Annotated in this window: 19 protein-coding genes and 1 other RNA gene; 10 read left to right on the forward strand and 10 right to left on the reverse strand. The window is 56.8% G+C overall.

The window, feature by feature from the left end; translation table 11 throughout:
* Positions 1 to 38: 38 nt before the first annotated feature.
* From pflB to garL, 8 genes are all read right to left on the reverse strand, one after another.
* Positions 39 to 2,333 carry a formate C-acetyltransferase gene (gene pflB, locus AC3WOK_RS12720; RefSeq protein WP_492354623.1) on the reverse strand — a complete coding sequence of 765 codons (2,295 nt, stop codon included), beginning with the start codon at positions 2,331 to 2,333 and terminating at the stop codon, positions 39 to 41.
* Positions 2,334 to 2,348: 15 nt separating this feature from the next.
* A complete protein-coding gene (gene tdcD / locus AC3WOK_RS12725) occupies positions 2,349 to 3,557 on the reverse strand; it encodes a propionate kinase (protein WP_492354662.1) in 1,209 nt (402 codons plus the stop codon).
* Positions 3,558 to 3,586: 29 nt separating this feature from the next.
* Positions 3,587 to 4,918 (reverse strand): threonine/serine transporter TdcC, encoded by a 1,332-nt coding sequence (gene tdcC / locus AC3WOK_RS12730; RefSeq protein WP_063430963.1) that lies wholly within the window; start codon positions 4,916 to 4,918, stop codon positions 3,587 to 3,589.
* A gap of 9 nt (positions 4,919 to 4,927) precedes the next feature.
* Positions 4,928 to 5,917 (reverse strand): bifunctional threonine ammonia-lyase/L-serine ammonia-lyase TdcB, encoded by a 990-nt coding sequence (gene tdcB / locus AC3WOK_RS12735; RefSeq protein WP_059312215.1) that lies wholly within the window; start codon positions 5,915 to 5,917, stop codon positions 4,928 to 4,930.
* Between the two features lie 116 nt (positions 5,918 to 6,033).
* Complete coding sequence (gene tdcA / locus AC3WOK_RS12740; RefSeq protein WP_047347740.1) at positions 6,034 to 6,954, reverse strand: transcriptional regulator TdcA; 921 nt, start codon at positions 6,952 to 6,954, stop codon at positions 6,034 to 6,036.
* Between the two features lie 688 nt (positions 6,955 to 7,642).
* An RNA gene (rnpB, locus tag AC3WOK_RS12745) (RNase P RNA component class A) lies at positions 7,643 to 8,019 on the reverse strand.
* A gap of 59 nt (positions 8,020 to 8,078) precedes the next feature.
* Positions 8,079 to 8,969, reverse strand: coding sequence for a 2-hydroxy-3-oxopropionate reductase (gene garR / locus AC3WOK_RS12750; protein WP_063957187.1), 891 nt, complete (start codon positions 8,967 to 8,969; stop codon positions 8,079 to 8,081).
* A gap of 20 nt (positions 8,970 to 8,989) precedes the next feature.
* Positions 8,990 to 9,760, reverse strand: a complete 771-nt coding sequence (garL, locus tag AC3WOK_RS12755) for a 2-dehydro-3-deoxyglucarate aldolase (protein ID WP_059312197.1) — start codon at positions 9,758 to 9,760, stop codon at positions 8,990 to 8,992.
* A gap of 374 nt (positions 9,761 to 10,134) precedes the next feature.
* Between garL and garD the strand changes: the two genes are divergently transcribed.
* A complete protein-coding gene (garD, locus tag AC3WOK_RS12760) occupies positions 10,135 to 11,706 on the forward strand; it encodes a galactarate dehydratase (RefSeq protein WP_492354624.1) in 1,572 nt (523 codons plus the stop codon).
* A 55-nt stretch (positions 11,707 to 11,761) separates the two neighbouring features.
* Here garD and AC3WOK_RS12765 read toward each other — a convergent pair whose 3' ends face one another.
* On the reverse strand, positions 11,762 to 12,571 hold the full coding sequence (locus AC3WOK_RS12765; protein ID WP_492354625.1) for a DeoR family transcriptional regulator: 810 nt from the start codon (positions 12,569 to 12,571) through the stop codon (positions 11,762 to 11,764).
* Between the two features lie 239 nt (positions 12,572 to 12,810).
* Here AC3WOK_RS12765 and kbaZ point away from each other — a divergent pair, with 239 nt between their 5' ends.
* From kbaZ to AC3WOK_RS12810, 9 genes are all read left to right on the forward strand, one after another.
* Positions 12,811 to 14,118, forward strand: a complete 1,308-nt coding sequence (kbaZ, locus tag AC3WOK_RS12770) for a tagatose-bisphosphate aldolase subunit KbaZ (RefSeq protein ID WP_063430954.1) — start codon at positions 12,811 to 12,813, stop codon at positions 14,116 to 14,118.
* 18 nt (positions 14,119 to 14,136) lie between these two features.
* The gene (agaV, locus tag AC3WOK_RS12775) at positions 14,137 to 14,610 is read left to right on the forward strand and encodes a PTS N-acetylgalactosamine transporter subunit IIB (RefSeq protein ID WP_063430952.1); all 474 of its coding nucleotides are present in this window, start codon (positions 14,137 to 14,139) and stop codon (positions 14,608 to 14,610) included.
* A gap of 10 nt (positions 14,611 to 14,620) precedes the next feature.
* On the forward strand, positions 14,621 to 15,400 hold the full coding sequence (agaW, locus tag AC3WOK_RS12780) for a PTS N-acetylgalactosamine transporter subunit IIC (RefSeq protein WP_492354626.1): 780 nt from the start codon (positions 14,621 to 14,623) through the stop codon (positions 15,398 to 15,400).
* Positions 15,390 to 16,268, forward strand: coding sequence for a PTS N-acetylgalactosamine transporter subunit IID (gene agaE, locus AC3WOK_RS12785; protein WP_492354627.1), 879 nt, complete (start codon positions 15,390 to 15,392; stop codon positions 16,266 to 16,268). Before agaW ends, agaE begins: the two co-directional genes overlap by 11 nt.
* A 16-nt stretch (positions 16,269 to 16,284) precedes the next feature.
* The gene (gene agaF, locus AC3WOK_RS12790) at positions 16,285 to 16,719 is read left to right on the forward strand and encodes a PTS galactosamine/N-acetylgalactosamine transporter subunit IIA (RefSeq protein ID WP_047347731.1); all 435 of its coding nucleotides are present in this window, start codon (positions 16,285 to 16,287) and stop codon (positions 16,717 to 16,719) included.
* Positions 16,716 to 17,849, forward strand: coding sequence for an N-acetylglucosamine-6-phosphate deacetylase (nagA, locus tag AC3WOK_RS12795; protein WP_492354628.1), 1,134 nt, complete (start codon positions 16,716 to 16,718; stop codon positions 17,847 to 17,849). The genes agaF and nagA overlap by 4 nt, the downstream gene beginning before the upstream one ends.
* Before the next feature lie 246 nt (positions 17,850 to 18,095).
* Entirely contained in the window at positions 18,096 to 19,244 is a 1,149-nt protein-coding gene (locus AC3WOK_RS12800; protein WP_492354629.1) for an SIS domain-containing protein, read from the forward strand.
* Positions 19,245 to 19,256: 12 nt separating this feature from the next.
* Positions 19,257 to 20,129: a tagatose-bisphosphate aldolase subunit KbaY gene (kbaY, locus tag AC3WOK_RS12805; RefSeq protein ID WP_059312188.1), complete on the forward strand. Its 873-nt coding sequence runs from the start codon at positions 19,257 to 19,259 to the stop codon at positions 20,127 to 20,129.
* Positions 20,130 to 20,149: 20 nt separating this feature from the next.
* Positions 20,150 to 22,039, forward strand: coding sequence for an alpha-galactosidase (locus tag AC3WOK_RS12810; RefSeq protein ID WP_492354630.1), 1,890 nt, complete (start codon positions 20,150 to 20,152; stop codon positions 22,037 to 22,039).
* Positions 22,040 to 22,091: 52 nt separating this feature from the next.
* Here AC3WOK_RS12810 and rsmI read toward each other — a convergent pair whose 3' ends face one another.
* Positions 22,092 to 22,955: a 16S rRNA (cytidine(1402)-2'-O)-methyltransferase gene (gene rsmI / locus AC3WOK_RS12815; protein WP_000809144.1), complete on the reverse strand. Its 864-nt coding sequence runs from the start codon at positions 22,953 to 22,955 to the stop codon at positions 22,092 to 22,094.
* Positions 22,956 to 22,989: the final 34 nt, after the last annotated feature.

The following is a 22,989-nucleotide window of genomic DNA, read 5'->3' on the forward strand; positions in this document are numbered from 1 at the left end:
TGCCCCCTGCGCTGGGGGGGCATGAGGCGTCATTTGCGTCAGATGGAATGCGTAAACGTCCTTGAAATCACATCCTGCTGCTGCTCGCGCGTCAGGGCGTTAAACCGCACCGCATATCCCGAAACGCGGATGGTCAGGTTCGGATAATTTTCCGGGTGCGCAATGGCATCCAGAAGCATCTCCCGGTTCATGACGTTGACGTTCAGATGCTGCCCCCCCTCGATGGACGCTTCGTGATGGAAATACCCGTCCAACAGCCCCACCAGGTTGGTTTTGCGGACCAGCTCGTCCTTGCCCAGCGCCTGCGGCACGATGGAGAAGGTGTAGGAGATCCCGTCCTTGGCATAGGTGAACGGCAGCTTGGCGACCGAGGTTAACGAGGCCACCGCCCCTTTTCTGTCGCGGCCGTGCATCGGGTTTGCGCCTGGCGCAAACGGCGTGCCGCCGCGGCGTCCGTCCGGCGTGTTACCGGTCTTCTGGCCGTAAACCACGTTGGAGGTAATGGTCAGGATCGACTGGGTCGGCACCGCGTTGCGGTAGGTGGGCAGCGCCTGAATTTTCTTCATAAAGCGCTCCACCAGATCGCAGGCAATGCTGTCCACGCGGTCGTCGTTGTTGCCGTACTGCGGGTAGTCCCCTTCTATCACAAAGTCGACCGCCAGGCCGGTGTGGTCGCGCACCGGCTTAACCGTGGCGTATTTAATGGCCGACAGGGAATCCGCCGCTACCGACAGGCCAGCAATGCCGCATGCCATGGTGCGGTAAACGTCCCGGTCATGCAGCGCCATCAGCGAGGCTTCGTAGCTGTACTTGTCGTGCATGTAGTGAATGAGATTCAGCGCGCTGATGTACTGCACCGCCAGCCAGTCCATAAAGTGATCGAGGCTCGCCATCACGGTGTCGTAGTCCAGCACGTCGTCCAGCAGCGGCTCGGTTTTCGGGCCGACCTGAATCTTCAGCTTCTCGTCCACCCCGCCGTTGATCGCGTACAGCAGCGTTTTGGCGAGGTTGGCGCGAGCGCCAAAGAACTGCATCTGCTTGCCGATCACCATCGGGCTGACGCAGCAGGCAATGGCGTAGTCGTCGCTGTTGAAGTCCGCACGCATCAGGTCGTCGTTCTCATACTGCAGCGAAGAGGTGACGATCGATACCTGCGCGGCGTATTTCTTGAACGCGATCGGCAGCTGTTCTGACCAGAGGATCGTCAGGTTAGGCTCCGGCGCAGGCCCCATGGTGTGCAGCGTATGCAGATAGCGGAAGCTGTTTTTAGTCACCAGCGTGCGGCCGTCCAGCCCCATGCCGCCGATCACTTCCGTCGCCCAGATCGGATCGCCGGAGAAGAGCGTGTCGAACTCCGGCGTGCGCAGGAAGCGCACCATGCGGATCTTCATAATGAAGTGGTCGATCAGCTCCTGCGCCTGAACCTCATTCAGACGCCCGGCCTGCATGTCGCGTTCAATGTAGATATCGAGGAACGAGGCCGTGCGCCCCAGCGACATCGCCCCGCCGTTCTGGGATTTCACCGCCGCCAGGTAGGCAAAATAGACCCACTGCACCGCTTCCTGAGCGTTCATCGCCGGACGTGAGATATCAAAGCCATAGTTCGCCGCCATCTGCTGGATCTGCAGCAGCGCGCGTTTGTGCTCCGCCAGCTCCTCACGCAGGCGGATCGTCGCCTCGAGATCTTCCCCGCGCTCCAGTTTCCCCTGCAGATCGGCAAACTGCAGTTCACGCTCGCGCACCAGATAGCCGATCCCGTACAGCGCCACGCGGCGATAGTCGCCAATGATGCGCCCGCGCCCGTAGCCGTCCGGCAGACCGGTCAACACGCCGGATTTACGGCAGCGCATCATCTCCGGCGAATACACGTCAAACACGCCCTGGTTGTGGGTTTTGCGCAGATCGGTAAACAGGTATTCGAACTGCGGATCCATCTCGCGGCCGTAGGCTTCAAATGAGCTGCGGATCATGTTGATCCCGCCGTACGGATGCAGGGCGCGCTTCAGCGGTTTATCGGTTTGCAGGCCGACGATCGTCTCCAGATCCTGGTCGATATAGCCTGGCCTGTGCGCGGTAATGGTGGTGGCGATATTGGTGTCAAAATCCACCGGGGCGTGGGTGGCGTTCTCCTGACGAATGCCGACCATTACCTTCTGCCACAGCGCCGTCGTTGCTGGCGTCGCCTGCGCGAGGAAAGCTTCGTCGCCGTCATAAGGGGTGTAGTTATGCTGAATAAAATCGCGCACGTTGACGGTGTCTTTCCATTCTTCACCGCGAAACCCGGCCCATGCGTCGCTGTAGGGCGCGACGCCCGTATCGATTGTTACTTTCATTTTATTCTCGCTTTATCAGGCGTAAGCCGCAGCCGGGGTAACCTTCCCAAGACGGAGGGCGTCCAGCGCGATCATTTTTTCTTCGTTGGTAGGGACAACCGCGCAGGCCACGCGGGACGACTCGGTGCTGATGACGCGTTCACCCGCGCTGCCCGGCAGGGCATTTTTGGCGTCATCGAGGATGATGCCAAACACCTTCAGGCGTTCCACCACCAGGGCGCGGACAAGCGTTGAGTTCTCACCGATGCCGCCGGTAAAGATCACTCCATCCAGGCGGTGCAGCGACGCCGCGTGACCGGCAATGTGACGTGCAATACGGTGCACAAAGGTCTGGATCGCCAGCTGGGCACGTTCATTGCCCGCGTGCCAGGCTTTCTCCAGCGCCCGCAGGTCTGAAGAGATGCCGGAGATGCCAAGCAGCCCCGACTCTTTGTTGACCACCCGCTCCAGATCCTCAAACGACTGGCCGGTCTGCTGGGCAATCCACGCCATTGCACCAAAATCCACGTCGCCGCAGCGCGTGCCCATCACCAGCCCTTCCAGCGGCGTCATCCCCATGGAGGTATCCACGCTTTCGCCATTGCGCACCGCGCAGATGGACGCCCCGTTGCCGAGATGGGCAATCACCAGGCCGCTGTCATCGGGGGACAGCCCGAGAAGCGCCTGCGCCTGCCCGGCCACGTAGCGGTGAGAGGTACCGTGGAAGCCGTAGCGACGCACGCCCAGCTCTTCAAAATAGCGGTACGGCAATCCGTACAGATACGCCTGCGGCGGCAGCGTCTGGTGGAAGCTGGTATCGAACACCGCGACCTGCTGTACGCCCGGGAACAGGCGCTCTGCGGCTTCCACGCCGCTTAAGTTTGCGTAGTTATGCAATGGCGCCAGCGGGGAAACCTGGCGGATCTGCGCAATCACCTCTTCCGTAATCAGGGTCGACTCGCTGAAGAGGTCGCCGCCGTGCGCAATGCGGTGGCCAATTAAGGCCACGCTGCTCATCAGGTTACGCTTCTCCAGCTCCAGGGCGATGGCTGCCAGCGCCCCTTCGTAGTCATGGTAAGCCAGCCTGACTGGCTCACCCCCGTTTACGGAAATAAAGGCCTTTTCAGTGTTGATACCGTCCGCAATGCCCGTCAGCAGGGCGTCACAGCTGCCGGCATCAAGCACCGAAAACTTAACGGAGGACGATCCGCAGTTAATAACCAGTACAACCGGAAACTCATTCATCATGTGACTCCGCTCTTCCTGAGCTTTGGTTAGAACAGTTTGTAAACGATGTTCAGAATGGTCAGCAGACCCACAATCGTGACGAAGATGTTCTCCGGTCTGCCTTTGTATTTCGCCATGGCCGGCGCTTTGCGGATGGCATACATCGGCAGCAGGCACAGCAGAGAGGCGATGATCGGCGCACCCATCGCTTCGATAAGGTCAAGAATGTTCGGGTTGGCGTACGCAACAACCCAGGTGGAGCCCATGATGAACACCATGCTGATGGTATTCAGTTTGCCCACGGACACTTTCTTCTTATCGCCCTTGTAGCCGAACTTGAGGATCAGACCATTGAGCCCTTCCAGCGTCCCCAGATAGTGGCCGAAGAAGGATTTGAAGATAGCGACCAGCGCGATGATGGAGGCACCGTATTCCAGTACCGTCGCGAACGTCGATTTGGTTCCCGACATCGACGCAAAGTGGTTCGCCAGGTATGAGAGCACCGGAATGTTCTGCGCTTTGGCTTCCGCCATGTTCTGCGGGGAGAGCGTAAACAGGCAGCTAAAGGCGAAGAACATCACCACGGCGACCATCAGCAGGCTGGCGCGACCGATGATTCTGGAACATTTCTGCTCGGTAAATTCTTTACCGAACTGTGGCTCGTACTCTTCGCGCTTGGAGACCACAAACGAGGAGACGATAGGCGAGAAGTTGAAGGAGAAGACCATGATGGAGATCCCCAGCCACACCGTGACCAGGATGCCGTCATGACCGGTGAAGGCGATATCGCTGAGGTTGACCTGGTCGATGACCGCCGAGTTCCAGTAAGGGATCAGCGACAGGGAAATCAGCACCAGACTGGCGATAAACGGGAACACCAGGAAGCTCATGACCTTCACCATCAGGTCTTTACCGAACCAGATAACAAAGGCCATCAGCAGCAGCAGGAACAGCGCCACCACGCCGCGGTTCAGCGCGGGCAGCTGGAGCTGGTTTTCCCAGAAGGTCATGAAGGTGTTGGTAATAGTGACACCGTAAATCCACAACAGCGGGCAAATCGCAAAGAAGTAGAGGAACGTGATCACCACCCCGCCGGTCTTACCGAAGTGCTCTTCTACCGTTTCGGTGATGTTGCCCGAGACGTTACTGCCTGACAGACACAGGCGCGCCAGCGCGCGGTGGCAGTAGAACGCAATCGGGAACGCGAGAACCAGCATCAGCAGGATAGGGATCAGGCCACCAAAGCCTGCGCGAATGGGGAAGAACAGCACGCCTGCGCCAATGGCGGTTCCGAACAGGCCAAGCGTCCAGGTGGTATCAGACTTACGCCAGGAGGACGTTTTTGTCTGGCCAACGATAATGCTTTCTGTGTTGCTCATAGGTCACCTTTATGCGTCAACGAAGCCGGTAATTTGGGAAACACGAGAGAGATCGATATTGCCGCCGGAAATAATGCAGACGGTTTTACGACCCTGAATATAGTGGTCAAGCTTGCCGCTTAATAACGCGGCACAGGCCAGCGCACCGGCACCTTCCGTCACCACTTTATTTCGCTGAATAAGCGCAATCATGCTGTCACGAATGTTGTCTTCACTGACCAGCACAATGTCATCGACTAATTCACGAACAATTTCGAAGGTTAATTTACCCGGACGAGAGACATCGCAACCATCGGCTAATGTACCGGTAACGCGATGGTTTATAATCTCTCCCGCCTGATACGATGCCGCCATGCCGTGAACATTTTCTGACTGCACGCCGATAATATTAATGGTGGGGTTGATGGATTTAATCGCCGTCGCGATCCCGGCAATTAAGCCGCCGCCGCCGATAGGCACAATGACGTTATCCACATCGTATAAATCTTCGAGAATTTCCAGACCGATGGTGCCCTGCCCGGCAATCACTTTGGCGTCATCGTAAGGTGGAATAAAAATACGTCCTTCCATCTCGACGATTTCGCTGACTTTGGCGATGGTGTCGTTAAAGTTCTCGCCGTGCAGCACCACCTCCGCCGAGTAGTCGCGCGTTGCGGCCACTTTGGACTTCGGCGCGCCCATCGGCATCACAACTTTGCCGTCAATGCCCAGCATTGCGCAGGAGAGAGACACCCCCTGCGCGTGGTTTCCCGCGGAGCAGGCGACCACGCCTTTGCGTTTTTCAGCGTCGGTCAGCGAGCTTAATTTGTTAAACGCACCGCGGATCTTAAACGAACCGGTACGCTGCATGTTCTCAAACTTCAGGAATATTTCGCCCTTACAGCGTTCGCTGAGATAATTCGAACGCGGCATACCGGTTTTATATACCTTTCCTGCCAGCCGTTTTCTGGCATCCTGAATATCTTCAATCGTTACCGGGAGATCGTAGGTAATGTGCATAATATCCTCGTTATAATAATTCATTCTTTTCGGGCAAAGTCAGGGTATCAGAGCATTGTTAAAATAAACTCTGGGTGTTTTTATAAAGGTTTAATGCTTCTCAGGGGATTAATACATCATCGTCGTCTTTCGCTGGTGAGTGAGGCATATTGTTTTGCCAGCTCAACTAATACTGACGCCGATTTTTTAATTCTGTAATTTTTCGACCACACGGCGGCATAACGCGCCACGGGTAATTCATCTTCCACCGGCAGGACGATGAATTGATCGGAGCCGAACGGGGCAATCATGTCGCGGGGAATGACCGTCAGATAATCGGCATTCAGCACAAGGTTATAAATGGTGACGACGGAATCGGTCTGGACGATGTTTTCAATGCTGATGTGGTTGTCTTGCAGGGTGGTCAGAAGTTCTTTGTAGTAGCCCATATCGGTTTGCGGCATCACCCACTGCTCGTGCGTGAGCGATGCCAGTGTCGTCGGGCCGGTGCACGTTCGTGACTTACTGGCGACCAGCACAAACTCGGACTCAAACAGCGGCTCGACGTGCAGATCCTGCAGCAGCATTTCATCGCTCAGCGTACCGATGGCGAAATCCAGCCGGCCGTCGCGAATGGCCGGCAGGAAAGACGACAGCTGCGCTTCATACATCGAGACGCGTGCTTTCGGGAACACTTCCTTAAATTTTTTGATCATCTCTGACAGGAAGGTAAAGCCGATCAGCGACGGGTAGCCAAAGGAGACGTCCATGACAGTGCTGAAGCTCAGGCTGTTGATTTCGCTCACCATGTTTTTCATCTCACGGGTGATCGACTCGGAGTACGAGAGCAGAACCTGGCCCGCGGCAGTGAGTTTGACGCCGGTGTTTTTGCGCACCATCACTTCCACGCCAAAGTAGGATTCGATATCGCTGATGATTTTGCTGACGGCGGGCTGCGTCAGGCCCAGCTGTCTTGCCGCAGAACCTATGGAGCCACTTTTAATGACTTCCTGAAATACCACGAGGTGCTGTGTTTTCGGTAGAATAATAGTGTTCATAATATTCTGCGCTTATTTCCCTATGACGGGGTGAATTCTACTCAATAATGTTTAAAGGGGTATGTGCTGTTACTCACAATTTGCCTTTTCGCATCCAATCCAGCCGCTGCAAAACCCAATAAAAAACCTTTAATATCAATAAAATACTGAAATTAAAATACGCCATTACGCTGATATTGATCAATAAAACCCACGGTAATAAATTTATTTTATGGCGATAACCCGGCTAAATTTTACCGTTCATAAAAAATCAATAAAGACGATATTTCAGACAATTAAAGGGCAATAAATAACCACTATTCATTTGAAACATTCTTTTAATTTATCAAAATTTTCAGACGTAATTTTGCAGGTTACCGATAAAGAGAGGAATACGTCACACATTCACGGGGCGAATGTTTTTAAATTCAATATGTACATATCAAACGAGAAAAGTTTCGCGATCATTAAGGTAACAAACATAACAAACTATCAACACTGAAGATTGATGATTTTTTAGCGTGAAATTTTGTGATGTCGATCGTAAGCAGATGTTGAATAGACGATGAAGGGATAAAAACAGTGAAATGTGCTTAATGTCGCAAATATGAGAATTTATATCGCACAGGCGATTGCCGGGTGACGCTGCGCGTACCCGGCCTGCAAAGCCCAGAAAGCAAAAACCCCGCCAAAGCGGGGTTTTTTAAGAAGTTGAAGCTGACCGATAAGCCGGGTTCTGTCGTGGACAGTCATTCATCTAGGCCAGCAATCGCTCACTGGCTCAAGCAGCCTACCCGGGTTCAGTACGGGCCGTACCTTGTGAACCCCTATTTGGCCTTGCTCCGGGTGGAGTTTACCGTGCCACGGACTGTTACCAGCCGCGCGGTGCGCTCTTACCGCACCCTTTCACCCTTACCTGATCCCGCTTGCGCGGGCCATCGGCGGTTTGCTCTCTGTTGCACTGGTCGTGGGTTTCCCCCCCAGGCGTTACCTGGCACCCTGCCCTATGGAGCCCGGACTTTCCTCCCCTCCGCCCGTCTCCCCCAAAGGGGACGACGACGAAGCGGCGACTGTCTGGTCAGCTTCGGCGCGCAGTATAGAGGGTTTGCGCGCCGCTGTCACCCTCAGGCGTGGGCAAGACGCGATTAACGCGCGACTTCCACCTTCGCCAGCTTTTCGTAGTAGCATGCAATCGCGCTGTGGTCGGCCGTGCCCAGGCCATCCGCGCGCAGCGCCTGCATCATCTCCATAACCGATGCGGTCAGCGGCAGCTGTGCCCCCACGCCGTGAGAGGTATCCAGCGCGTTGGCCAGGTCTTTAATATGCAGGTCGATGCGAAAGCCGGGTTTGAAATTTCGGTCCATGACCATCGGCGCTTTGGCATCCAGCACGGTGCTACCCGCCAGACCACCGCGAATCGCCTGATAGACCAGGTCCGGGTTGACGCCCGCTTTGGTAGCCAGCGTCAGCGCTTCCGACATGGCGGCAATGTTTAGCGCCACAATCACCTGGTTTGCCAGCTTGGTCACGTTACCGGCGCCGATGTCCCCGGTATGCACCACGGAGCCCGCCATCGCTTTCATCAGGTCGTAGTATTGGTCGAAAACGGCCTTGTCGCCGCCGACCATAACAGACAGCGTGCCGTCGATCGCTTTCGGCTCACCGCCGCTCACCGGCGCGTCCAGCATTTCAACGCCCTTTGCTTTTAACGCCTCGCTGATTTCACGGCTTGCGAGCGGCGCGATAGAGCTCATATCGATCAGCACCAGGCCAGGCTTCGCACCGTCGATAATACCGTTCTCACCCAGCGCAACCTCTTTAACATGCGGTGAGTTTGGCAGCATGGTGATGATGACATCGCACTGCTCGGCAATGGCTTTCGCGGTGGTGGCCGCTTCTGCGCCAGCCGCTATCACCTCAGCCACGGCCTGCGGATTGTGATCGGATACCACCAGTGAGTAACCTGCTTTGATGAGGTTCTTACTCATTGGTTTCCCCATGATCCCCAGGCCAATAAAACCCACTTTCAGCGTCATAGTTTTTTCCTCAATGATGGTTATTTTTTAAAAGCGTCCGCTAATTTCTGCGTGGCCGAGCGAAATACGCCGAGATCGCTGCCGACGGCAACAAACGTGGCACCCCACTCCAGATAGCGGCGGGCATCCGCCTCAACCGGTGCCAGAATGCCGCACGGTTTACCGTGCGCTTTGGCGCGGGCAAAGATGTGCTGAATGGCACGCTGTACGTCCGGATGACCGGCATTCCCCAGGTGTCCGAACGCGGCAGCCAGATCGCTTGGGCCAACGAAGATACCGTCCACGCCGTCGGTGGCGGCAATCGCATCGACGTTATCGACGCCCTGCTGGCTCTCGATCTGGACCAGGATGGTGATGTTGCTGTTGGACTGGGCGAAGTAGTCCGGTACGGTGCCAAACATGTTGGCGCGGTGTGAAACGGAGACGCCGCGGATCCCTTCCGGGGGATAGCGCGTGGAGGCCACGGCCAGCGCCGCCTGCTCTGCCGTTTCCACAAACGGGATCAGGAAATTGTAGAAACCGATATCCAGAAGACGTTTAACGATCACCGGCTCGTTGGTCGGCACGCGCACAACCGGCGCGCTGTGGCTGCCTTTGAGCGCCATCAGCTGCGGAATAAAGGTGCTGATATCATTCGGCGCATGCTCGCCGTCCAGCACCAGCCAGTCGAAGCCGGCCAGACCCAGCACTTCCGTGCTGATGGGGTTGGCCAGCGCGGACCAGCAGCCAATTTGAATCTGATGCGCCGCAAGGGCCGCTTTAAACTTATTCGGGAAGATATCGTTATTCATCGCGTTTACCTTTTTAATTCCGCAGCCTTGTTCAATATCATTTTATTTATTCAGACGCAGCGACAGGGTTATATTTATTATTCTGAGCTGGTTTGGCGTTATAAAATCGTCATTCAGTATAAGACGCAATCCACCACTGCACATTGTTTTAATGCTCAAGCATTCCGGTGCATTTTGATAATATTTTGAGCATATGCACAAAGCACTGGGCGCTAATGCACAGAATCAGGCATTACTGGTTCGGGAGCGATCGGGATCACATTTTCATATCCTATCTGCTGACATGCTTTATTTCTGAAAGCCGCGTATTTATTTCTACCATTAGAAAATTGGCTGAATTTATTATCAGACACTTTGCTGGAGAATAGTGAACAATGGCCGACATTGAAATTCGACACGCATCGCCGACGGCGTTCTATATAAAAGTACACGACACCGATAACGTGGCGATTATTGTCAACGACAATGGCTTAAAAGCAGGAACCCGATTCCCGGACGGGCTGGAGCTGACTGAGCATATTCCGCAAGGACATAAAGTTGCGCTGGTGGATATCCCGGCTCACGGCGAAATCGTGCGTTACGGCGAAGTCATCGGCTATGCCGTCCGCTTCATTCCGCAGGGTAGCTGGATTGAGGAGTCGCTGGTTGAGCTGCCAAAAGCACCGCCGCTCAATACGCTGCCCCTGGCAACCCGCGTGCCGGAGCCGCTTCCTCCGCTGGAAGGCTATACCTTTGAAGGCTATCGCAATGCGGACGGCAGCGTCGGCACTAAAAACCTGCTCGGCATTACCACCAGCGTGCACTGCGTGGCGGGCGTAGTGGATTACGTGGTGAAAATCATCGAGCGCGATCTGCTGCCGAAATACCCGAACGTGGACGGCGTGGTCGGCCTGAATCACCTTTACGGCTGCGGCGTGGCGATTAACGCGCCGGCAGCGGTCGTGCCCATCCGGACCATCCACAACATCGCCCTGAACCCTAACTTTGGCGGCGAGGTGATGGTGATCGGTCTGGGTTGCGAAAAGCTCCAGCCCGAGCGTCTGCTGCAGGGCACGGAAGATGTCAAAGCCATCCCGGCAGACGAGGCCAGCATTGTGCGCCTGCAGGACGAACGCCACGTCGGTTTTCGTTCAATGGTCGACGATATTCTGCAGGTCGCAGAGCGCCATCTGGACAAACTCAACCGCCGCCAGCGCGAAACGTGTCCGGCCTCGGAACTGGTGGTGGGCACCCAGTGCGGCGGCAGCGATGCATTCTCCGGCGTGACGGCCAACCCGGCGGTGGGCTATGCGTCCGATCTGCTTGTTCGCTGCGGCGCCACGGTGATGTTCTCCGAAGTGACCGAAGTCCGTGACGCCATCCATTTGCTTACGCCGCGCGCCGTCAACGAAGAGGTCGGCAAACGCCTGCTGGAGGAGATGGCCTGGTACGATAACTATCTCGACATGGGCAAAACCGACCGCAGCGCCAACCCCTCTCCGGGGAACAAAAAGGGCGGTCTGGCAAACGTGGTGGAAAAAGCTCTCGGCTCCATTGCCAAATCCGGCCAGAGCGCCATTGCTGAAGTGCTCTCTCCGGGCCAGCGACCGACGAAGCGCGGCCTGATCTACGCGGCAACGCCGGCCAGCGATTTCGTCTGCGGCACGCAGCAGGTCGCATCCGGCATTACGGTGCAGGTCTTCACCACCGGGCGCGGTACGCCGTACGGCCTGATGGCGGTGCCGGTGATTAAAATGGCGACGCGCACCGAGCTGGCAAACCGCTGGTATGACTTAATGGATATCAACGCGGGCACCATCGCCACCGGGGAAGAGAGCATTGAAGAGGTAGGCTGGAAGCTGTTCCACTTCATTCTGGACGTGGCGAGCGGGCGGAAGAAAACCTTCTCTGACCAATGGGGGCTGCATAACCAGCTGGCGGTGTTTAACCCAGCGCCGGTGACGTGATTGCCCCTCACCCTGCCCTCTCCCCATAGGGGAGAGGGCAGGGTGAGGGGAGAAACTACCCCTTCACCAACACCACTTCAATCCCGCTTTTACGCAACCCGTCCAGACTCTCCGCCGGGATCCCCTCGTCGACGATAATCATATCAATCCGCTGCGTATCAATAATTTTATGCAGGCTTGAGCGGTCAAACTTGCTGGAGTCGGTCACAACGATAATACGCTCCGCAACTTCACACATCCGGCGGTTCAGGCGGGCCTCGTCTTCGTTATGCGTGCTCACGCCGCGATCGAGATCGATGGCGTCAACGCCCAGGAACAGCAGATCGAAGTGATAATTCTGTAGGGACTGCTCCGCCTGGTCGCCGTAGAAGGATTGCGACTGGCGGCGCAGGTGCCCGCCGGTCATCAGCAGCTCAACGCCTTCCGCCTCCAGCAACGCATTCGCCACGTTCATCCCATTGGTCATGGCAATGACATCCATGTGCTGACGGAGCATGCGGGCAATTTCAAACGTCGTGGTACCGGAGTCCAGAATAATGCGGTGTCCGGGCTTCACCAGCGCGGCAGCGGCCTGCGCGATGCTGCGCTTCACCGCCGTGTTGAGCGAGCTTTTGTCTTCCACAGATGGCTCAGCGCCCGGCGTATTGCCTTCGCAGATGAGCGCGCCACCGTAAGCGCGCACGGCGATGCCCTGTTTTTCCAGGAATGCCAGATCGTTGCGGATCGTTACCGTTGATACGCCATATAAATGAGAAAGATCGTTAACCTGTACGCTTCCCTGCGCCCGCAGCCGCTGAATGATCTGCTCTCGCCTTTCGCTGGTGCCGGTGATGCGCTTTTCTGCGGATGGATCGGTGCTGCCCATGCGAGCTCCTTAGTAAAAACACTTTCGTTTTATTTCGTTTTGCCTATTAACGCCTTTCTTTTGGTGGAATGCAAGCCCTGAAACCCCGCCTGGCATTCGCTTAACCTGCGCTGAAACCTTTCATTGTGTTTCTTTTGTGAAACAGATCGGAAAACTATTATCTTTCGTTTTATTTTTATATCACCATGATGCAGGATTAAATGAAACAAAACGAAAGATAAATATCATTACCATCCGACATGGAGAGGAAAGTGAAACATCTGACAGAAATGGTGGAGCAGCATAAACGGGGGAAGGCAAATGGAATTTATGCCGTCTGCTCCGCACATCCGCTGGTACTTGAAGCCGCGATTCGTTACGCCTATTCGCAGCAGACGCCGCTGCTGATTGAGGCCACCTCTAACCAGGTCGATCAGTTTGGCGGCTACACCGGCATGACGCCCGCCGACTTTCACGGGTTCGTCTGCAGGCTGGCAGACTCTCTTGGATTCCCGGCGTCACGGCTGATTCTCGGCGGCGATCACTTAGGGCCAAACCGCTGGCAACACCTGCCCGCGCGGGAAGCCATGGCCAATGCCGACGATCTCATTAAAAGCTATGTCGCGGCCGGGTTCAAAAAGATCCACCTCGACTGCAGCATGTCCTGCGAGGACGATCCGGTTCCCCTGACCGACGCGATCGTCGCCGAACGCGCCGCGCGTCTGGCGAAAATTGCCGAAGCGACCTGCCGGGAACAGTTTGGTGAATCCGATCTGGTTTACGTTATCGGCACGGAGGTTCCGGTGCCGGGTGGCGCGCACGACACGCTCACCGAGCTTGAGGTCACCACGCCAGACGCGGCGCGCGCGACGCTTGAAGCGCATCGTCACGCGTTCGAAAAGGAAGGATTAAGCGACATCTGGCCGCGCATTATTGGCCTGGTGGTACAGCCCGGCGTGGAGTTCGACCACGCACACGTCTGCGACTACCGGCCGGAAAAAGCCATCGCCCTGAGCGAAATGGTGGAAGCCTACGATACGCTGGTTTTTGAAGCGCACTCCACTGACTACCAGACGCCGCAGGCGCTGCGCCAGCTGGTAAAAGATCACTTCGCCATCTTAAAAGTCGGTCCGGCCCTGACCTTTGCCCTGCGCGAAGCCCTCTTCTCACTGGCCGCCATTGAAGAGGAGCTGCTGCCAGCGAAGGCCAGTTCTGGCCTGCGCCACGTGCTGGAAAACGTGATGCTCGACCGACCGGAGTACTGGCAAAGCCATTACCACGGTGACGGCAACGCGCGTCGCCTGGCGCGCGGCTACAGCTACTCTGACCGCGTGCGGTATTACTGGCCAGACAGCCAGATCGACGAAGCCTTCGCGCGGCTGGTACGCAATCTGGCAAACGACCCCATTCCATTGCCGCTGATCAGCCAGTACCTGCCGCTGCAGTACAGCAAAGTTCGCGAGGGCGCTCTCAAGTCGACGCCTCGGGAACTCATCCTCGACCACATTCAGGACATACTCCAGCAATACCACGCCGCCTGCGAAGGCGTAACGACGCAAAACGCATAATAAAAAGAGGAAAGCACTATGCCAAACATTGTCTTATGCCGCATTGATGAACGCCTGATCCACGGTCAGGTGGGCGTGCAGTGGGTAGGGTTTGCGGGGGCAAACCTGGTTCTGGTCGCCAACGATGAGGTGGCTGAGGATCCTGTTCAACAGAACCTGATGGAAATGGTGCTCGCGGAAGGGATCGCCGTGCGGTTCTGGTCATTACAAAAAGTGATCGACAACATTCATCGCGCCGCCGACCGTCAGAAAATCCTGCTGGTCTGTAAATCTCCCGCCGATTTTCTGCAGCTGGTTGAGGGCGGCGTGCCCATCACCCGTATCAACGTAGGAAACATGCACTACGCCAGTGGCAAACAACAAATTGCCAAAACGGTCTCCGTCGACGCGAGCGATATTGCCGCGTTCAACGGCCTGAAAACGGCCGGGGTGGAATGCTTTGTTCAGGGCGTTCCGACAGAAACTGCTTTGGATCTCTTTAAACTGCTCTGAGGGATTCACAATGGAAATCAGTCTGTTGCAGGCATTCGCGCTGGGGCTTCTCGCCTTTATCGCGGGCCTGGATATGTTTAACGGGTTAACGCACATGCACCGCCCGGTCGTTCTCGGGCCGCTGGTTGGCCTGATTCTTGGCGATCTGCACACCGGGATTTTGACCGGCGGGACGTTAGAGCTGGTCTGGATGGGCCTGGCGCCGCTCGCGGGCGCACAACCGCCAAACGTCATTATCGGCACGATTGTGGGTACCGCATTTGCCATCAGCACAGGCGTGAAGCCAGAAGTTGCCGTTGGCGTCGCCGTGCCGTTTGCTGTTGCGGTACAGATGGGGATTACGTTCCTCTTCTCGGTGATGTCCGGCGTGATGTCCCGCTGCGATCGAATGGCGGCCAATGCGGATACCAACGGCATTGAGCGGGTTAACTATCTGGCCCTGCTGGCGCTCGGCATCTTCTATTTCTTGTGCGCGTTTCTACCCATCTATTTCGGTGCGGAGCACGCGAAAACCGCCATTGACGTTCTGCCGGCGCGTCTGATTGACGGCCTCGGCGTCGCAGGCGGCATCATGCCCGCTATCGGCTTCGCCGTACTGCTGAAGATCATGATGAAAAACGTCTACATCCCCTACTTCATTATCGGCTTTGTCGCCGCGGCCTGGCTCAAGCTTCCGGTCCTGGCGATTGCGGCCGCCGCGCTGGCCATGGCGCTGATCGACCTGATACGTAAATCACCTGAACCGACGGCTCCAGCGGCCCAGAAAGAGGAATTCGAAGATGGCATCTAATCAAACAACGTTACCGGGCGTGTCTGAAACTGAAGAGACCCTGCTGACCGGCGTCAACGAAAACGTCTACGAAGACCAAAGCATCGGTGCCGAACTGACGAAAAAAGATATTAACCGCGTCGCCTGGCGTTCAATGCTGCTGCAGGCCTCGTTCAACTATGAACGTATGCAGGCCTCCGGCTGGCTGTACGGGTTGCTGCCTGCGCTGAAAAAGATCCACACCAACAAGCGGGACCTGGCGCGGGCCATGAAAGGCCATATGGGCTTCTTTAACACCCACCCGTTCCTCGTGACCTTTGTTATCGGCATTATTCTGGCGATGGAACGCTCCAAACAGGATGTGAACAGCATCCAGAGCACCAAGATTGCCGTCGGCGCGCCGCTCGGCGGCATCGGTGACGCCATGTTCTGGCTTACCCTTCTGCCCATCTGCGGCGGCATTGGTGCCAGCCTGGCGCTGCAGGGATCGATTCTGGGCGCAGTGGTCTTTATCGTGCTGTTTAACGTTGTGCACCTCGGCCTGCGTTTTGGTCTGGCGCACTACGCTTACCGGATGGGCGTTGCGGCCATTCCGCTGATCAAGGCCAACACCAAAAAGGTCGGCCATACGGCCTCCATCGTCGGGATGACGGTGATCGGCGCGCTGGTAGCAACCTATGTCCGCCTCAACACCACGCTCGAAATCAAAGCCGGGGATGCGGTCGTCAAGCTGCAGGCCGACGTTATCGACAAGCTGATGCCTGCGTTTCTGCCGCTGGTCTACACCCTGACCATGTTCTGGCTGGTGCGCCGTGGCTGGAGCCCGCTGCGGCTGATTGGTATTACCGTGGTGCTGGGCGTTGTCGGTAAATTCTGTCACTTCCTGTAAAAGCAAAGAGGTAGCAATGTTAGGCATTATTTTGACGGGTCACGGCGGTTTTGCCAGCGGGCTTGAGCAGGCGATGAAGCAGATCCTCGGCGAGCAGCCGCAGTTTATCGCCATCGATTTTCCTGAAACGTCTACCACGGCGCGGCTGACCGCTCAGCTTGAGCAGGCGGTGAGCGAACTCGACGCCCGGCACGATATTGTGTTTCTTACCGATTTGCTGGGCGGCACGCCGTTTCGCGTGGCATCAACGCTCGCGATGCAAAGACCGGGCAGCGAAGTCATCACCGGCACCAACCTGCAGCTCCTGCTGGAGATGGTGCTGGAGCGAGACGGATTAACCAGCGAAGCGTTTCGCCTGCAGGCACTGGAATGCGGACACCGGGGCCTGACGAGTCTGGTGGATGAGCTTGGGCGCTGCCGCGAGGAAGCGCCCGCTGAGGAAGGGATATGAGCCAGTTGCTGCGCGCACGACGGGTGCTGACCGAACAGGGCTGGCTGGATGACCACCAGCTTCGTATCGAGAACGGCGTTATCGCGGCGATTGAGCCCATCCCCACGGGCGTTCACGCCCGCGATGCCGATAAGCTCTGCCCGGCGTACATTGATATTCACGTGCATGGTGGCATGGGCGTGGATGTGATGGATGACGCACCCGATACGCTGGACGTTTTAGCCATCCATAAAGCGCGTGAAGGGGTGGGGGCATTTTTGCCCACTACCGTCACCGCACCGCTGGAGCTCATTCACGGTGCCCTCACGCGCATCGCCCGGCGCTGTCGGTCGGGCGGCCCCGGCGCGCAGATTCTGGGTAGCTACCTGGAAGGGCCGTACTTCACCCCGCAGAACAAAGGGGCGCACCCGCCGGCGCTGTTTCGTGAGCTGGATATCGCCGAGCTGGACGCGCTAATTACGCTTTCGCACAACACGCTGAAGGTGGTGGCGCTGGCGCCGGAAAAGCCCGGCGCGCTACGGGCGATCCGCCACCTGAAGCAGCGGGGTTTACGCGTGATGCTGGGCCACAGTGCCGCCACCTACGGGCAAACCCTCGCCGCCTTTGACGCCGGCGCGGACGGGCTGGTGCACTGCTACAACGGCATGACGGGGCTGCATCACAGAGGGCCCGGCATGGTCGGCGCGGGGCTGACGGACAAGCGGGCGTGGCTGGAGCTTATCGCCGACGGCCACCATGTTCATCCGGGAGCCCTGCGCTTATGCAGCTGCTGTGCGAAAGAGAGAGTGGTGCTGATTACCGATGCCATGCAGGCGGCAGGTATGCCGGATGGGCGCTATACGCTCTGTGGCGAAGAGGTCACGATGCACCACGGCGTGGTGAAAACCGCCTCCGGCGGACTGGCGGGCAGCACGCTGTCGCTGGATGCCGCAGTCAGGAATATGGTGGAGCACGCGGGCGTCGCCGCAGAAGACGCTATTCATATGGCTTCGCTGCACCCTGCCCGCCTGCTGGGCATCGATCGTCAGCTCGGATCCTTAACGCCGGGAAAACGCGCCAATATGATTGCGCTGGACGGTGGTTTACACCTTCAGCAGATCTGGATTCAGGGCCAGGCTCTCCCCCTTTAGCCCTTTCATTGTGTCTCCTTTTGGCTTTACGGCCTGAAACCGTAAGGCCTTTCTTTTCCTTTCCTTAAATTTGCCCTTTTCTTTCACGATCACACTTTTCGTTTTATTTCTTTTCTTTCATTGAACTTTCGATTTCTTTTCTATAAATTTTATTTAACTGCTTAAGTGAACAAGTGAAACGAAACGAAAGATAGCGACACGTTTGCCAGCGTCTGATGTGGAATTCACACGACTAAGGACTGAGTTATGCCACAAATCACCCCCGCCGCCACAACCGGCACCTGGACCGAAGAAGAGATCCGCCAGCAGCCTGCCAGCTGGATCCGCTCGCTCAACAACATCGATAATCTGCGTTCCTCGATTGATGGTTTCCTGACCCCGCTGCTGCGCAAGCGCGATCTGCGGATCGTACTGACCGGCGCGGGCACGTCCGCGTTTATTGGCGATATCATTGCGCCATGGCTTGCGAGCCACACCGGGAAAAACATCTCCGCCGTACCGACAACCGATCTGGTCACGAACCCGATGGATTACTTCAGCCCAACACATCCGCTGCTGCTGGTTTCGTTTGCCCGCTCCGGCAACAGCCCGGAGAGCGTGGCTGCGGTAGAGCTGGCCAATCAGTTCGTGCCGGAGTGCTACCACCTGTCGATCACCTGTAACGAGGCGGGTAGCCTGTATCAGAACGCCGTCGACAGCGATAACGCCTATGCCCTGCTGATGCCTGCCGAAACGCACGATCGCGGCTTCGCGATGACCAGCAGTATCACCACCATGATGGCGAGCTGCCTGGCGGTATTCGCGCCAGAAACGATCGGTAGCCACACCTTCCGCGACGTGGCCGATCGCTGTCAGGCGATCCTCACCTCACTCGGCGATTTCCGCCAAGGGGTCTTTGGCAACGAACCGTGGAAAAGGATCGTTTACCTGGGAAGCGGTGGCCTGCAGGGCGCGGCGCGTGAATCGGCGCTGAAGGTGCTGGAGCTGACGGCGGGCAAGCTGGCGGCGTTCTACGAGTCCCCAACCGGCTTCCGTCACGGGCCTAAATCACTGGTGGATAGCGAAACGCTGGTGGTGGTGTTTGTCTCCAGCCATCCGTATACGCGTCAGTACGATCTCGATCTGCTGGCCGAACTGCGCCGCGAACGCCAGGCTCTGCGCGTCGTCGCCATCGCCGCTGAAAACGATGCGGTTATTGAAGCGGGTCCGCACATCCTGCTGCCGCCTTCCCGCCCGTTTATCGATATGGAACAGGCGTTCTGCTTCCTGATGTACGCCCAGGTCTTTGCGCTGTCCCAGTCTCTCAGCGTGGGCAATACGCCCGATACGCCATCTGCCAGCGGCACGGTCAACCGCGTGGTGCAGGGCGTTGTTATTCATCCGTGGCAGGCTTAAGAGGATCTCACTATGAGCATTATCTCAACGAAATATCTTCTGCAGGACGCGCAGGCAAAAGGCTACGCGGTACCGGCGTTCAACATCCACAACGCTGAGACGATCCAGGCGATCCTAGAAGTGTGCAGCGAAATGCGATCGCCGGTGATCCTCGCGGGCACGCCGGGCACCTTTAAGCACATTGCGCTGGAAGAGATCTACGCCCTGTGCAGCGCATACTCGTTAACCTACGACATGCCGCTGGCGCTGCATCTCGATCACCACGAATCTCTCGACGATATTCGTCGCAAGGTCAACGCGGGCGTGCGTAGCGCGATGATCGACGGCAGCCACTATCCGTTCGAACAAAACGTGAAGCTGGTGAAGTCGGTGGTCGATTTTTGCCACCTCAACGACTGTAGCGTCGAGGCCGAGCTGGGCCGACTGGGCGGCGTGGAAGATGACATGAGCGTCGACGCCGAAAGCGCGTTTCTCACCGACCCTCAGGAAGCGAAACGCTTTGTCGAGCTGACCGGCGTCGATAGCCTCGCCGTCGCCATCGGTACCGCACACGGCCTGTATACCAAACGCCCGAAAATCGACTTCCAGCGGCTGGCCGAGATCCGCGACGTGGTCACCGTGCCGCTGGTGCTGCACGGCGCGAGCGATGTGCCGGATGAAGATGTTCGCCGCACCATCGCGCTGGGCGTGTGCAAAGTGAACGTGGCTACCGAGCTGAAAATCGCCTTCTCTGACGCGGTGAAGGCCTGGTTTGCTGAAAACCCCCAGGGTAACGATCCGCGCTTCTATATGCGGGTCGGTATGGACGCCATGAAAGAGGTGGTCAGAAGCAAAATCACCGTTTGCGGCTCGGCAAACCGATTGCTGCTTCCGGCAGAAGCCTGATTAAAATGGAGCTTACGCTGATGAAAAAAATTCTCGCACTCTCAGTGCTGGCCCTGTGCGTATCCCATAGCGCGGTGGCCGCGAACTACACGCTCAATAACGACAATATCGCCCTGTCATTTGATGATGCAAACTCAACGGTTGTGGTTAAGGACAGCAAAGCTAACCATCCGCTCACGCCGCAGGAGCTGTTCTTTCTGACGCTGCCGGACGAGACTAAAATCCACACCGCGGATTTTAAAATCAAGCATGTCGACAAGCAGGACAGCGGGATTGTCGTTGATTTCACCCATCCGGAATTTAACGTGACGGTGAAGCTGAACCTGGTGAAGGGCAAATACGCCAGCATCGACTACACCATCGCCGCCGTTGGTCAGCCCCGGGACGTGGCGAAAATCACCTTCTTCCCGACCAAAAAGCAGGCTCAGGCCCCTTACGTAGACGGGGCAATTAACAGCTCGCCGATCGTCGCAGACTCGTTCTTTATTCTGCCGGATAAGCCCATCGTTAACACTTACGCCTATGAAGCGACGACCAACCTCAACGTGGAGCTGAAAACCCCTATTCAGCCCGCAACTCCGGTCAGCTACACCACGTACTTTGGTACCTTCCCGGAGACCAGCCAGCTGCGCCGTAGCGTAAACCAGTTTATCGATGCCGTCCGTCCGCGTCCGTATAAGCCTTATTTACACTATAACAGCTGGATGGATATCGGCTTCTTTACCCCGTACTCCGAGCAGGACGTGCTGGGGCGGATGGATGAATGGAATAAGGAATTTATCACCGGGCGCGGCGTGGCGCTGGATGCGTTCCTGCTTGACGATGGCTGGGATGACCTGACCGGGCGCTGGCTGTTTGGCCCGGCTTTCAGCAAGGGTTTTGGCAAGGTACGGGAGAAAGCTGACAGCCTGCACAGCTCCGTCGGCCTGTGGCTCTCGCCGTGGGGCGGATATAACAAACCGCGCGATACGCGCGTCTCGCATGCAAAAGAGTACGGTTTCGAAACGGTAGACGGGAAGCTGGCGCTGTCAGGCCCAAACTACTTTAAAAACTTTAATGAGCAGATTGTTAAGCTTATCAAAAATGAGCACATTACCTCGTTCAAGCTCGACGGGATGGGTAATGCCAATTCACATATTAAGGGGAGCCCGTTCGCCTCGGATTTTGACGCCTCTATCGATCTGCTGCATAACATGCGCAGCGCCAATCCGAATCTGTTTATTAACCTGACGACCGGTACCAACGCCAGCCCATCCTGGCTGTTCTACGCCGATTCCATCTGGCGCCAGGGAGATGATATCAACCTGTACGGCCCCGGCACGCCGGTGCAGCAGTGGATGACCTACCGCGATGCGGAAACGTATCGCTCCATTGTACGTAAAGGTCCGCTGTTCCCGCTGAACTCCCTGATGTATCACGGGATCGTCAGCGCGGAGAACGCGTATTACGGTCTGGAGAAGGTGCAAACGGACAGCGATTTTGCAGACCAGGTCTGGAGCTACTTCGCCACCGGCACCCAGTTGCAGGAGCTGTATATCACCCCTTCAATGCTCAACAAGGCGAAGTGGGATGTCCTGGCGCAGGCCGCGAAGTGGTCCCGGGATAACGCCAGCGTGCTGGTGGATACCCACTGGATTGGCGGTGACCCGACGGCATTGCAGGTTTACGGCTGGGCATCATGGAGCAAGGACAAAGCGATTATCGGCTTGCGTAACCCGTCGGATAAGCCACAAAGCTACTATCTGGAGCTGGCAAGAGACTTTGAGATCCCGACAGACGGCACGACGCACTTCAATTTGAAAGCGGTGTACGGCAGTAACGATAGCGTACCGGAGGAGTATAAAAACGCGGTGGTGATTACCCTGAAACCGCTGGAAACGCTGGTGTTTGAGGCGATGCCTGTTAACTAACCGTAGGCCGGGTAAGGCGCAGCCGTCACCCGGCAAAAAAATACGCAGGGGATTACTCCCCCTGCTGCTCCAGCGCATACTTATAGAGCGCATTCTTTTTCACGCCGTGGATCTCCGCCGCCAGTGCAGCCGCTTTCTTAAGCGGCAGCTCTGCCTGCAGCAGCGCCAGCGTGCGCAGCGCGTCGGCAGGGAGCGCGTCTTCCTGCGCTTTATGCCCTTCGACAATCAGCACCATTTCACCCTTGCGGCGGTTTTCATCTTCCTTTACCCACGCCAGCAGTTCGCCCACCGGCGCGCCGTGAATGGTCTCCCAGGTTTTGGTCAGCTCGCGCGCCAGCACCACATAGCGGCCTTCTCCCCAGACGGTGACCATGTCTTCCAGGCTCTCCAGCAGGCGGTGCGTGGATTCGTAAAAAATCAGAGTACGCGGCTCCGCTTCCAGGTCCTTCAACACGTCGCGGCGGCCTTTGGATTTGGCTGGAAGGAAGCCTTCATAGCAGAAACGGTCGGACGGCAGACCCGCGGCGCTCAGCGCGGCAATGGCGGCGCACGGCCCCGGCAGCGGCACAACGCGGATACCGGCTTCGCGACAGGTGCGCACCAGATGGTAGCCAGGGTCGTTAATAAGCGGCGTACCGGCATCGGAGACCAGCGCAATGTTCTGCCCCTCCTTCAACTTCGCCACCAGCGTTTCGGCTTTTTGTTGCTCATTGTGATCGTGCAGGGCGAACAAACGGGCGTTAATCGCGAAATGCTGCAGCAGTAATCCGGTGTGTCGGGTATCTTCGGCGGCAATTAAATCAACAGCTTGCAATACGGTGAGCGCACGTTGGGTAATATCAGATAAATTCCCGATAGGAGTAGGTACAATATAAAGCTGGCCTTGAGAATTATCTGCCGTTTCGTGTTGTTTCATTGTTTCGTCCGTATTGCCGATTTAATATTGAGCA

This window comes from Enterobacter sp. FW301-JW81, from assembly GCF_058788735.1.